Origin of the sequence: Streptomyces sp. NPDC002669 (assembly GCF_042889165.1) — a bacterium.
GTDB lineage: Bacteria > Actinomycetota > Actinomycetes > Streptomycetales > Streptomycetaceae > Streptomyces.
Genome location: NZ_JBIAQQ010000015.1, coordinates 77,361 through 89,902, shown reverse-complemented (window position 1 = coordinate 89,902; position 12,542 = coordinate 77,361). Strand labels below are relative to the sequence as shown.

The window sequence follows — 12,542 nt, the reverse complement described above, 5'->3', positions numbered from 1 at the left end:
TCTGGTCCCTCTGCCCGGCGCCTAGCGGATGTTCGGGTCGAAGGTGAAGATCACCAGCGTGCCCAGCAGGACGGTGAACACCGTGGCGGTGTACAGGAGCATCTTCAGCCAGAAGCGGGTGTTCTCACGCTCGGCGTAGTCGTTGATGACCGTACGGAGGCCGTTGGCGCCGTGGAGCATGGCCAGCCACAGCATCGCCAGGTCCCAGACCTGCCAGAACGGCGAGGCCCAGCGGCCCGCGACGAAGGCGAAGCCGATCTTGGAGACGCCGCCGTCCAGCACCAGCTGGATCAGCAGGTGGCCCAGGACCAGGACAACCAGGACGATGCCCGACAGGCGCATGAAGAGCCAGGCGTACATCTCGAAGTTGGTGCGCGAACCCTTGGGGGTCTTGCCGGTGCGCTTGCGCGGCGGCTCGATGACCGGGGCCGGGTTGTCGACGTCGTACAGGCTCACGCCCTCGACGGAGCCGATCGCGGCGGAGGACTCGGTGGACATTGGCCTCAGCTCCCGAAGAGTTCACGTACGGCGTGGCCGAGGACGGGGTACAGGGCCCCGACCATCAGGACGACCCAGATGCCCACGACGGACCAGAGCATCTGCTTCTGGTAGCGCGGGCCCTTGGCCCAGAAGTCCACGGCGATGATGCGCAGACCGTTCAGCGCGTGGAAGAGAATGGCGGCCACCAGGCCGTATTCGAGGAGCGCGACGATCGGCGTCTTGTACGTGGCCACGACGTCGTCGTACGCCTCGGGGGAGACACGGACGAGAGCGGTGTCCAGGACGTGTACGAACAGGAAGAAGAAAATGAGGACACCGGTGACTCGATGAGCCACCCAGGACCACATGCCTTCCCGGCCGCGGTACAGCGTTCCAGCCGGCACGGAAGAACCCTCCGGGAGCGGGGATTGGGGTCGGCCGGCTTGACTGTCGGTCTGACCCGGCCGGGTACGGTCCACCGGCCCCGGCCATCGTAGCGACGGATTGTCGGTTCGTTCGCGCCGGGGCCCACGGTGTGATCAAAGTGGCAACCAAACGGGCACGGACGGCCTAGAACGCCCTGCTGACCCCTCCGACCGAGCCCGTTCCGTTATGAAGCCGATACCAGGTCGATGATGCGGCCCCGGGCGAGCCGCCGCATCTCGTCGGCCGTGACCACCCGCTCGTGGTCGGGTTCGTGCCCCAGCCTGGTCCGGATCGCGGCGAGCACCTGGTCGGGCTGCTCGGCCGGCTCCATGCCGTCCAGGCAGATCACGAAGACATGGCCGAAGCGGCTCTCGTACGCGGCGTGCGCGGCCCGCAGCGCGAGATGGGCGGAGGGCGGGGCGGCGTCGTGCAGACCGGGGGAGACCTCGGCGGCGAGCGCCTCGGAGAGGTCGGCGGGCGCCAGGTCGTACCCCGCCTCGTCGGCCGCGGCCAGCAGGGCGCCGAGATCGGGGTAGGGGCGGTGGAGCATCAGCCGGTGCGCCCAGCGGCGGCTGCCGCAGCACGTCAGCAGGGCCGCCTCGGCATCCGCGGGCGGCACGGCGTTGAAATGGTCGAGCCCCGGGTGACGGGCCGGGCCCCGGGCGGGCACGGGCCCCTGGACGGGCAGGGCCGTCCGGGTGACCGGTTGCCACAACCGCTCCGGGAGGCCGGCGTGGGACTCGCTGGACCTGGACAGCGTGGGCTCCTCGGATCAACGGCATCTGTGACCCTGGGTGGGAAGGGACGGGTGAGGCCGGACAGATGCAGGGTGAAGGGAGAGACGAATGTGCCTCAAAGCTACCGAGGCGGGGCAACAGACGTCCGACGGATGCGCGAATTTCACCCGGACGAGAGGGTTTCGGAACGGCTGAGGGGCCGCGATCCGGTCTGATGGGCCGTGCCCCCGAGGAGAACGCCCGGCACGGGCCTCCTCGTTCCCGACCCTTCCCGAGCGCCCCGGCTGTCGTCCGACCTGCCTCCCGACCGACCTGCTTCCCGTCCTGCTTCCCGCTTCCCGCGAACAATGGAGGTTCCTGACCATGTCGCCCTCACGCGGCGCCCTCGTGGCCGGCGCGGTCCTCACCGCGGCGGCCGCCGCGACGGTCGCCGTCGTCGTCTGGCCGGAGGGCTCCGACCGCGGGCTCGCGGGGCAGACCTCGGCGCCCCGAGCCCCCGCGCCCTCCTCCGCGGCCCCCTCGCCGACCCGGAGCTACCCGCTCTCCGCGGCCCCCCGCACCATCCCCGCCGTGCGGGAACACCGGGCGGCCCGCGGCCCCGGCTGGCGCCCCGGCCCGGACGGCGGGGTCGTCGTCGCCGAGGGCAGCGGGACGCTCGCGGACGAGGGGCGGCTGCTGGCCCAGGAGCTGAAGATCCGCTACCGGGGCGACGTCCCCGCCCGCGCGGGCGACGTGGAACTGGCGATCGTCCCGGGCGGCGGCGCCCCCGAGTCGTATACCCTCGACGTCCGCGACGGGCGGGCGCGGATCAGCGGGCCCGACCAGGCCGGCGTCTTCTACGGGACCCGCACGCTGAAGCAGTCGGTGCGGGCCGACGGGGTGATGCCGGAGGGCGAGGTGCGCGACCGCCCCGACCGGCCGCAGCGCGGCCTCAACCTCGACATCGCGCGCAAGCACTACACCGCCGCCTGGATCGAGGACCGGCTGCGCGAGATGGCCGACCTCAAGCTCAACCAGCTGGGCCTGCACTTCTCCGACGACCAGGCCTTCCGCATCGAGTCCGACACCCACCCCGAGGTGGTGTCGCCGCAGCACCTCACCAAGGCGGAGGTGCGGCGGATCCTCGGGCTCGCGGGCCGGCTGCACATCGAGGTCGTCCCCGAGATCGACTCCCCGGGCCACCTCGGCGCGGTGCTGCGGGCCCACCCCGGCCTCCAGCTGCGCAGCGCCTCGGGCCGGCTCTCGCCCGGCTCGCTGGACATCTCCGACCCCGGGGCGGCGAAGCTCGTCGACGAACTCCTCGGCGAGTACACCGAGTTGTTCGACGGCGCGTACTGGCACCTCGGCGCCGACGAGTACCTGGCGCTGATGGCCCGGGACCCGGCGGCCTCCTACCCGCAGCTCCAGCGCGCCGCCCAGCGGAAGTACGGGGCGGGGGCCGGGATCAAGGACCTCGCCACCGGCTGGCTCAACGACCGCGCGGCCGTGGTGCGCCCGCGCGGCAAGCAGCCCAAGGCGTGGAACGACGGCTTCTTCCGCGACGGGTCCGTCCCCGCCGACAAGGGCATCGAGGTCGAGTACTGGACGGGCAAGGAGTACGGCGCCCGGCAGCCGGAGGAGTACCTGCGCGAGGGCCGGCGCGTGGTGAACCTCAACGACGAGTTCCTCTATTACGTGCTCGGCCAGCCCAACAACTTCGTCTACCCGACGGGCGAGCGGATCTACGAGCAGTGGACCCCGCTCGTCCTGCGCGGCACGAAGCCGGTTCCGGCGCGCTGGTCGGGCCAGATCCTCGGCGGCCGGTTCGCCGTCTGGGGCGACTTCCCGCAGGCGCAGACCCCGGCCCAGGTGGCGCGCGGTATCCGGATGCCGCTGCGGGCGACCGCCCAGAAGCTGTGGGTCCCGGGCAAGCCCGCGCTGACCTGGGACGAGTTCCGGGCGCTGGCCGCACGGATCGACGGGACGGGCTGAGCCGGACGGACGGGCCGCGGGGCCGGGGACGGGTCGAGCGGGCGAGTGGGCCGGGGGCGGGAGGCAGGTCGGGCGAGCCGCGGGGACGGGCGGGCGAGCCCGGGACGACCCGGACCGGGCGGGGCGAATCGTGGTGGACAGTGCGGTGGGCGGGGGTTACGTTCGCTCGCCGCGTGCGCCCCGGGGAGAGGCGGGCGCGGCTCCGTCCGTTTCCGAATGCCGTTTCCGAATCCTGGGGGTTCCTTTCCGCGCTGTGTTCCACCTGCCGTCTCAGACCGCCGGTCACCGACGACGGACGCTGCTCGAACTGCGCCGGCCCGGCCGGGGCGGCGGCCCCGGTGCCGCCCGCCCCGGCCTTCGTCGCTCCTCAGCAGTACCTGCGTTCACCGGACGGACTCGCGAAGGCCCTCGTCGTGCTGCTGTCGCTCGTCGCGGTGACGGATCTGCTCGCCGTCGCGGCGGGGCTGAACCTCCGCGGGCTGATCACGGACGGCCTGGCGAACGACTTCGAGACGTACGACGAGTCGGCGGCGACCATGGCGGACAACCTGTACGGGTCCGCCGGCGTGCTCCAGGGCGTCATGATGCTGGCCACCGGAATCGTCTTCATCGTCTGGTTCCGGCGGGTGCGGCTGAACGCCGAGGTGTTCGACCCGAGCATGCAGCCGATGGCGCCGGGCTGGGCGGTCGGCTCCTGCTTCGTCCCGGTGGCCAACCTGGTGCTGCCGCGCCGGATCGCGGGCGGCGTCTGGACCGCGAGCGCCCAGACCAACACCGACGGCAGTTGGCGCACGGTCCCGGCCACCCTGATGAACCTGTGGTGGGGCGGATGGGTCTGCACCCTGCTCTTCTCCTGGATCACGACCCGGCTGTCCTGGCGGGCCGAGGAGGTGGAGGAGATCATCGACGCGACGGACCTGACCATGGCGTCCGACGCGTTCGACGTCGTGGCCGCGGTGCTCGCCATCCTCTTCGTGCGCAGGCTCACCCGCATGCAGGGGGAGCGGGCGGCCCTCGGCCTGTATCCGCTCGGCACCCGGTCCTGACGCGCCGGCCCCCCGGCGGCGTGACCCGGCCGTCCCGCAGCGACCCGGTCGTCCTGCCGAACCTTCCTGCCGAATCTTCCAGGGGATGGGATTTCGGCCTCCTCGGGTGACGATTTTGAGCCATTCGGCGCTGGAAGCGATAACAGGAAGCGCCGCGTCCGGGTGTGTGCACGCACCCGGACGGGCCGACAGGAGACGCCGATGAGCCTGCTGGAACTGATCGCCGCCGCCGACGGGCGGAGCCTCGCCGTGAGTGCGGTCGCCTGCCTCGACCGCTGTCTGCCGCGGCCCGCGGACGGGTCCGAACCCGATCCGCTGCGCCCGTTGCGGGCGGTCCGCGCGGACGGCCGGGAATGGGACGCCCGACTGGGGGCCGCCCGTGCGGCGATGGAGGAACAGGCACCCGCGGACGACGTGGCCGAACAGGTCCGGCAGGCGCTCGCCGCCGCGCCCGGCGACTTCTCCGCCGCCCCGCTCCGGGAGTGGGCCGACGCCTGCTCGCTGCTCGCGCTGGAGGTCCACCGGCGGTTCGACACCCCGGGCGGCGACCCCGGAGCGGACGGCGCGGACCCGCTGCGGCGCTGCCGCGCGGGCGACCCGGACGGAAGCGGTCCGCTGGTCACCGGCGAACTGCGCCGCCAGATCCAGATCCTGGAGATCCTCACGGAGGCCGCGGGCACGGCGGGCGACGGCGCCGCCCTGCGCCGCGCGGTGGATCTGTCGACCGAGGGCCGCCGGGTGCTGCGCGCGGTGGCGTCGCGCCAGGCCCGCGGCCGGGGCTGAGCGCCCGCCGGGACCGTCGTACAAGAGGTGCCCGTACGGAAGGTGCTCGTACGAGAGAGGCCCGTACGGAAGGTGCTCGTACAAGAGGTGCCCGTACGGAGGACGTGTGTACGGGAGGAGCCCCTCGGGTCAGGTCCGAGGGGCTCCGGTCCGTGCGCCCCGCTTCCGGGGCGGTTCTTCCGGGCGCGTCCTGCTAAGGGGCCAGGGTGAGCCCGATCCGGATGCCGGTCGGTGAACCGAGCGCCGTCACGCCGTAGTAGAGGGCGGTGTCCGCCTTGATGCCCGAGGTGCTGGTGTTGTCGATCTGCAGGACCGTGCCGTTGCCCGCGTCCTCGCCGTCCGCGCCGGTCGCGATGTCCGCCCGGCCGTAGCCGGAGAGGTCGGTCAGGGAGACGGACGAGCCGAGCCGGTCGCCCGCCTCGGTGGAGCCCGGGACGCCCGCGGTGTCCTGGCTGTATCCGACGGCCCCGGTGCCGGTGGGCCCGGTGGCGGAGCCGCGGATCAGGAGGACCTGGCCGGCGTTGCCCCGGTTCACGCCGTCGCGGGTGAGGTCCTCGCCCGGTGCGCCGGTGAGGATGTCGCCGTAGCCGTCGAGGTTGACGTCGCCGATGGAGACGGACGCCCCCATGTCGTCGCCGGTCTCGCCGCCGCCCGGTACGCCTGTGGTGTCCTGGTGGATCGTTCTGCGGCCGGTGGAGGTCAGGCCGGTGGCCGAACCGAACACGGCCGTGACCGCGCCGCCCTTGGCGGTGTGCCCGGACTCGGTGGCGGACGGCTGGCCGACCGCCAGGTCGGTGGCGCCGTCCCCGTTGATGTCACCGGCGGCCAGTGAGCGTCCGCCGCGGGCGTCGAGGATGCCGACCCGCTGGAGCCCGGTTGCGGACCCCTTCAGCCACAGCAGGCGTCCGACGCCGCCCGGGTCCCGGTAGTTGATGGCCGCGTCCGCGTACCCGTCCTTGTTGAAGTCGCCGGTGACCGCGGCCGCGTAACTCACGGCGGCGGTGTACGCGGAGGTGTTCAGGTAACCGGACTTGGCCGCACCGGATTTGCCGTCCCAGGCCCACCAGCGGCCGGGCTTGCCGGGCGCGACGGAGAGGACGTCCGCCTTGCCGTCGGCGTTGAAGTCGCCGGAGGCGACGGTCGTGCCGAGCTTCTCGCCGCCGGTCCGCGCCGAGGAGGTGACCGAGTAGCTGCGGCCGGTGGTGAGGCCGGGGCCGTACATCAGGACGACCGTGCCGTTGTCGGCCTGGGTGAGGTCCTCGCCGGGGCCGCCGACGACCAGGTCGGCGTACCCGTCGCCGTTCACGTCGCCCCAGGCGTTGGACGAGCCGAACAGGTCGCCCGCCTCGGAACCGCCGGGCACCCCCGGGCTGTTCTGGTTCAGCGTCCGCTTCGCCGTCGTGCCCGGACCGCTCCTGGTCCCGGGCAGCACGGTGACGCGGCCGTCGCCGCCCGCCTTCGGGAGGCCGACGACCAGGTCGGTGACGCCGTCGCGGTTGAAGTCGGAGGTCGGGATCGCGGCGTTGCGGGTGGCGTTGGTCGCGTACGTGCGGATCGAGCCGAGCCTGCTGTACAGGTTCGCGCCGGGGCACTTCGTGGCGAACCCGTCGCGGTGCCCGGCGACGGTGTTGAACGTGACGTCACCGGCGGGCCGGGTGTTGCCGTCGGCGTCGGTGACGAGCCGGGTCAGCGTCACCTTGGCGGTGGGGCTCACCCCGTACTGCCCGAGCTTCCAGGCGGCGATCCGGGCGGCGGACTGCAGGGCGGCCGGGGTCGGCCTGCCGGTCTCGAAGTCGCCGAGCAGCGAGATGCCGGTCGAGTACGAGTTGAAGCCGTAGGTGTGGGCGCCCTTGACCGGAAGGTCGGCGCCGCCGCCCCGGCCCTCGAAGATCTGGCCGCACTTGTCGACCAGGAAGTTGTAGCCGAGGTCGTTCCAGCCCTCGGTCTTCACGTGGTAGGTCAGGATCGCCCGGACCATGGCGGCGGAGTCCGCGCAGCTGTAGCTGTTCGCGTCGGCCGTGTGGTGGATGTAGACCGCCTGCACCTTGTCGATGTACTCCGGCGGATCCTCGACCAGCGACTCGTCGGCACCCCACTGGGCGCGGCCGATGATCGGCGGCCGGTTGACGGTCGACGGCGGCGCGGTGGGCACGGTCGTCGACGGCTCGGGCGAGGGCGCGGCGGTGGCGCTCTCCGACGCGGAGGCCGTGGCGGTGGCGGGATCCGTCGGGGTCGCGACGTCCGTGGCCGTCGCGGTGTCGGCCGGGGAGGCGGACTGCGTGGGCGGCTCGGTCGGTGCGTCGGTCGTGGCGGGCGCCGACGGGCTCGTGGTCTCCTCCGTGACGTACGCGGCGGTGTCCAGGGAGCCGGGGGCGCTGCCGGCGGGGTTGCGGGACTCGGTACGGCTGACGCCCGGGTCCACCATGTGGAGCCGGAGGCCCTTGGGCAGTGCCCGGCCCGAGCCCACCTTCACCTGCACGGCGTCCGAGGTGCCGACCCACAGCGGTTCGGTCGCCCGGCGGGCCCCGGCCCGCTCGGCCCCGTCCGGCCCGTCGGCGGACATCTCCAGCTCCCGCCAGGGCGACCACTTCCCGGTTCCGGCGGCCCGGGTGCGCACCCGGGCGGCGCCGTTCACGTCCGCCGCCCCGTCCCAGCCGATGCCGACCAGCGAGAACGGTTCGGTCTTCGTCGTCGGCAGCTTCCGCTCGGTGGCGGTGCCCCCGTCCAGCGCGAGCGACCGCAGCTTCGCCGGGCGCTGCTTCGGCCCCGACGGACCGGCCGGCCCGTCGGACGGGTTGGCGATGGCGACCGTCACCACTCCCGCCCCGCCGAGCACCACGGCACCGACGGTCAGCCAGGCGCGGCGCTTCAGGCTCATCGGTCTGTACGCATGCGAACTGCGCGAGCTCAAATGCCCCACCTCTCAAGAGAGTTCACGTACCCAGAAGTTCACGGGCCGCAGCTGTCGCGCAGACGACCCGGGGTACCCAGCGCAGCAAGGGACCCAAACGTCACACCGAACCGCGCGGGAGTGACATACCTCACTCCCGCAGGGGGGTCCGGGGGGATCTGTGACATTTCTGTGAGATCGGGCGCAGAAGGGTGCAGGGGAAGATCGGTACCACCGCCCCGGCGGGGCACGGGCACGACAGCCGGTGCCGGACCGGGCCGTCGGCTGGGGATGTGGTGGGAACGGGCGAGGAACAGCGACGCAGGCAGGTGGACGACGTCGAGCTCGGCGATGCCGTCGAACGTGCCCGGCAGGGGGACGAGGACGCCTTCGCCGTCGTGTACCGGATGGTGCAGCCGGGCCTCCTCGGCTACGTGCGCGGGCTGGTCGGCGACGACGCCGAGGACGTGGCCTCCGAAGCCTGGCTGGAGATAGCCCGTGACCTGGGGCGCTTCCGCGGCGACGGGGCCGGGTTCCGGGGCTGGACGGCGGTGATCGCCCGGCACCGCGCGCTCGACCACCTGAGGAAGGTGAAGCGGCGGCCCCGCGTCACCCTGCTCGAACAGGACGTGCTCCACCTGCCCGGCGGCCACGACACGGCCGACGCGGCGCTGGAGACGCTCTCCACCCGGGAGGCGCTGGAGACCATCGGCGCGCTGCCGCAGGAGCAGGCCGAGGCCGTGCTGCTCCGGGTGGTCGTCGGCCTGGACGGTGCCGCGACGGCGCGCGTGCTCGGCAAGCGCCCGGGGGCCGTCCGCACCTCCGCGTACCGGGGGCTCAGACGGCTGGCCGAGCAGCTGTCCCCGGGTGGCAGGACGGGTGACAGGGCGGCCGACAGGACGAAGAAGGCGCGCCGCGTGCGGGGTGACGGAGCATGAGGGACGAATCGCAGCGGCGGCCGGACGGGCCGGACACGGACGGCGAGCGGCGTGCCGTGGCCGCGTTCCGGGCCGCCCGGGACGGGGGCGCGCACGCACCGGTGCCCTGGTGGCGGCGGCGCCGGCGCGACGACTGGCGCCCGGCGCAGCGGCGCCGCGGCACGCGCCCGGTCCGGGGAGTGCTCGGCGGGATCCTGGCCGCGGCGCTGCTCGGCGGGGTCGCGGTGGCGGCCGGTTCGGGGACGCTGCCGAACCCGTTCGGCGGCGACGGCCCCGACGGCCCGGGGCCCGTACGCCCGGCGCCCACCGCCCCCGCCACCCCCGGCGGCCACCGCACCGGCGGGGCCCCGTCGCCGGTGGACGACGACGGCACGGGGCGGAGCACCGGACCGGGCGCGGGCCCCACGAAAACCCCCGACGGCCCCCGGTCCTCCGACCGGGCCCGGAACGTCGCCGCCCTGTGCCGGGCGTACCTCGACGGCCGGGGCAACGGCAGGGCCATGGACGCCACCGCCTTCGAACGACTGGAGGCAGCCGCGGGCGGCGAGTCGGAGGAGGCGGTGAGGGCCTACTGCGAAGCGCTCCCCGAACCCCCGTCACCGGGGGAGACGAACAGGGGCCGGGACGGCCGGGGCCGGCGGGACGCGGAGGAACGGCCGACCACCCCCGAGGAGAACCGGGGCGCACCGGAGCCGCCGGGAACGAACGGCCCGGGGAGCAACGGCGGCACCCCCGGCGTTCCCGGCACGACCGGCGCCACCGGTGCCGGTGCCGGCTGAACCGCGGGTCACCGGGACGGGGCGCGTCGAGAGGGGTGCGGCGGGCGCGGGAGTTGCCGGACCGGCACCGCGACAGCGAGGGGAGAGAGGAATGAGGACGACCGGGGCCGCCACCCCCCACAGGAGAGGCCCCGGTCGTCTTCCGACAGGGCCGTAGGACGACCCCGTACTCCTCTCAGCGCCGTCGTCGCGTTTTCTGTCACACCACATCGTGGCCGGGCGATGTTGCGGGTTGTACAAGTCATGGACGCGGGCCCCGCGAAGGACGTAGCGTGCTGTGTCGCGCAGGGTGGCGCGAGCAGTGATGACCAGCTGCGATTCGCGACGGCAGGGCAGGTTGAGGGAGTGCTGGGGGACGACGCGGAGTTGACTGCCGCGGTGGTCGCGGCGCAGGACGGGGACGAGGACGCCTTCCGTACTGTGTACCGCGCCGTGCAGCCGCGGCTGCTGGGCTACATACGGACACTGGTGGGAGAGCCGGATGCCGAGGACGTGGCCTCCGAGTCCTGGCTGCAGATAGCGCGCGACCTCGACCGGTTCAGCGGTGACGCCGACCGCTTCCGGGGATGGGCGGCACGCATAGCCCGCAACCGGGCGCTGGACCATCTGCGGATGCGCGGCAGGCGCCCGGCCGTCGGCGGCGACGAGTCGGAACTGTCCGAGCGGCCCGCCGAGTCCGACACCGCCGACGAGGCGATCGAGGCACTGGCCACCGGCCGTACGATGTCGCTCATCGCCCAGCTGCCGCAGGACCAGGCCGAGGCGGTGGTGCTGCGGGTGGTCGTGGGTCTGGACGCGAAGAGCGCCGCGCAGACCTTGGGCAAGCGCCCGGGAGCGGTGCGCACGGCGGCGCACCGGGGGCTGAAACGGCTGGCCGAACTGCTGCGCACGGACGGGGCGGGCGGCTTCGGCACCGGCTCCCGCGCGGCGGACGGCGAGGGTGACGGCGCCCCCGCGGACCGCGCCGCCGGGGAGGACCCGGCCGACCCGGCCGCCACCCGCCTGGGTGCGGCGGGCCATACGGCGGAACTCGATGCCGTACCCACCCAACGCCCCGTCCGCAATGGTCTGGCGGCGCCGGCGGGTGTGACGCATTCGCGTCCCTGGACGCAGAAGGACATGTGATGGCCGACGAGCAGTACGAATGGCTTGACAAGGAAGCCGCGGAGAGATTGCTCCGTGGCGAACCGGTCGATCCCGTCGGTGGTCACGCGTGTACGGAGGCGGAGAGCCTGGTGGCCGCGCTGGACGCCGCCGCCCGGGCCGCCCGCCCGGCCACCGGTGAACTGCCCGGCGAGGCCGCGGCGCTGGCCGCCTTCCGCACCGCCAGGCGCTCCGCACGCGATTCCGCGCGCGCCCGGAAGCGGGCGGGCGCGCAGGCGGGCGGCGTCGAGAGCGCCGTCCGGCAGACCGGGACCGACACCCTGCCCACGGTGCGCATCAGGGCCGCGTCCGCCGCGTCGGGAGGCTCGGGCCGGAACCGCATCTCGCGTTGGAGCCGTCCCGTCCGCTTCGGCCTGGTCGCCTCCTTCGCGGGCTGCGCGCTCGGCGGGGTGGCCGTGGCGGCGGGTACGGGAATGCTTCCCGGGCCGTTCGGCGGCCGCGCCCCCGTGCCCGCGACCTCGGTCTCGGCCGCGGCGACCCCCGAGGAGCTCGGCTCCCGGCCCCCCGAGGGCGAGGCCCCGCGGACCCCGCCGCCCGCCCCGGAACGGGACGCGTCCGAGCCGGCGCCGCACCGTTCCGTCCCGCCGTCCGGCCGGCCGGACGGCACCGGATCGAACAGCGCCGAAGAACGCGGTACGCGCGAGCCCGACGGCTCCGCGAACGGTTCGACGAAGAACCCCGGCAAGGGCGGGCTGCCCGATTACTCCGGCGGGGGCTCGTCCGGCGAGTGGTACGCCAAGGCGCTCAAGGCCTGTCGCGACTACCGCAACGGCAACCTGGACGACGACCGCAGGCGCAAGCTCGAAACCCTGGCCAAGGGGGCCCGCAACCTGGAACGGTTCTGCGACCGCGTGCTGGAGGGGGCGGACAAGGGCGGGAACGGCACCCCGGGCAGCGACGGCGGCGGCAGCGGTGACGGCGACGGGGACCAGGACGACGGACGGGGGGACGGCGACAGCGACAGCGACGGCGACGGGTCGAACGGCGAGGACGGTTCGACCGGTGGCGGCACCCCGGCCGACGGCGGTTCCGGCGGCGGTTCCGGCGAGTCCCCCACGCCCACCCCCACCCCCTCGCCCTCCGTGGCCCTGTTCACCACCGGCGCTCCGGCCTCCTCGCGCTGACCGAACCACTGACCGAACCACTGATCGGCCCACGGACCGGGCCTCCGGCCGGCCCGCCGATCGAACCGCGCGCGGGCGGCTGAATCCGACTGGCCGAATCAGGTCGACCGAATCGGGCGGACCACTGCCCCGGCCGCGTCGTACCGTCCCGGGGCGCCCCGTGCCGGCCGTGCCACAAGCCGGTCGAACCGCAGGCCGGACCGG

At 74.0% G+C, this 12,542-nt stretch carries 11 protein-coding genes; 7 read left to right on the top strand and 4 right to left on the bottom strand.

Annotated elements, in window-relative coordinates; all coding sequences use genetic code 11:
• Positions 1–21: 21 nt before the first annotated feature.
• From ACFYW1_RS22440 to ACFYW1_RS22430, 3 genes are all read right to left on the bottom strand, one after another.
• Positions 22–498 carry a succinate dehydrogenase hydrophobic membrane anchor subunit gene (locus tag ACFYW1_RS22440; protein ID WP_356932342.1) on the bottom strand — a complete coding sequence of 159 codons (477 nt, stop codon included), beginning with the start codon at positions 496–498 and terminating at the stop codon, positions 22–24.
• 5 nt (positions 499–503) lie between these two features.
• On the bottom strand, positions 504–884 hold the full coding sequence (gene sdhC / locus ACFYW1_RS22435) for a succinate dehydrogenase, cytochrome b556 subunit (protein WP_148838815.1): 381 nt from the start codon (positions 882–884) through the stop codon (positions 504–506).
• 206 nt (positions 885–1,090) lie between these two features.
• Positions 1,091–1,594 carry a 2-oxo-4-hydroxy-4-carboxy-5-ureidoimidazoline decarboxylase gene (locus ACFYW1_RS22430; protein WP_388996110.1) on the bottom strand — a complete coding sequence of 168 codons (504 nt, stop codon included), beginning with the start codon at positions 1,592–1,594 and terminating at the stop codon, positions 1,091–1,093.
• Between the two features lie 412 nt (positions 1,595–2,006).
• Here ACFYW1_RS22430 and ACFYW1_RS22425 point away from each other — a divergent pair, with 412 nt between their 5' ends.
• From ACFYW1_RS22425 to ACFYW1_RS22415, 3 genes are all read left to right on the top strand, one after another.
• Positions 2,007–3,614 (top strand): glycoside hydrolase family 20 protein, encoded by a 1,608-nt coding sequence (locus ACFYW1_RS22425; RefSeq protein ID WP_388995798.1) that lies wholly within the window; start codon positions 2,007–2,009, stop codon positions 3,612–3,614.
• Positions 3,615–3,952: 338 nt separating this feature from the next.
• Positions 3,953–4,660: a DUF4328 domain-containing protein gene (locus tag ACFYW1_RS22420; protein WP_388995795.1), complete on the top strand. Its 708-nt coding sequence runs from the start codon at positions 3,953–3,955 to the stop codon at positions 4,658–4,660.
• A gap of 201 nt (positions 4,661–4,861) precedes the next feature.
• Positions 4,862–5,443 carry a hypothetical protein gene (locus ACFYW1_RS22415; protein ID WP_388995792.1) on the top strand — a complete coding sequence of 194 codons (582 nt, stop codon included), beginning with the start codon at positions 4,862–4,864 and terminating at the stop codon, positions 5,441–5,443.
• Between the two features lie 193 nt (positions 5,444–5,636).
• On the opposite strand, the gene ACFYW1_RS22410 is transcribed toward ACFYW1_RS22415, so the two are convergent.
• On the bottom strand, positions 5,637–8,321 hold the full coding sequence (locus tag ACFYW1_RS22410; RefSeq protein ID WP_388995789.1) for an FG-GAP-like repeat-containing protein: 2,685 nt from the start codon (positions 8,319–8,321) through the stop codon (positions 5,637–5,639).
• Between the two features lie 308 nt (positions 8,322–8,629).
• Between ACFYW1_RS22410 and ACFYW1_RS22405 the strand changes: the two genes are divergently transcribed.
• The 4 genes from ACFYW1_RS22405 (at position 8,630) to ACFYW1_RS22390 (ending at position 12,338) form a co-directional block, all read left to right on the top strand.
• The gene (locus ACFYW1_RS22405; RefSeq protein WP_388996108.1) at positions 8,630–9,271 is read left to right on the top strand and encodes an RNA polymerase sigma factor; all 642 of its coding nucleotides are present in this window, start codon (positions 8,630–8,632) and stop codon (positions 9,269–9,271) included.
• Positions 9,268–10,050, top strand: a complete 783-nt coding sequence (locus ACFYW1_RS22400; RefSeq protein ID WP_388995786.1) for a hypothetical protein — start codon at positions 9,268–9,270, stop codon at positions 10,048–10,050. The genes ACFYW1_RS22405 and ACFYW1_RS22400 overlap by 4 nt, the downstream gene beginning before the upstream one ends.
• A 345-nt stretch (positions 10,051–10,395) precedes the next feature.
• The gene (locus tag ACFYW1_RS22395; RefSeq protein WP_388995783.1) at positions 10,396–11,175 is read left to right on the top strand and encodes an RNA polymerase sigma factor; all 780 of its coding nucleotides are present in this window, start codon (positions 10,396–10,398) and stop codon (positions 11,173–11,175) included.
• On the top strand, positions 11,175–12,338 hold the full coding sequence (locus ACFYW1_RS22390) for a hypothetical protein (RefSeq protein ID WP_388995780.1): 1,164 nt from the start codon (positions 11,175–11,177) through the stop codon (positions 12,336–12,338). The genes ACFYW1_RS22395 and ACFYW1_RS22390 overlap by 1 nt, the downstream gene beginning before the upstream one ends.
• Positions 12,339–12,542: the final 204 nt, after the last annotated feature.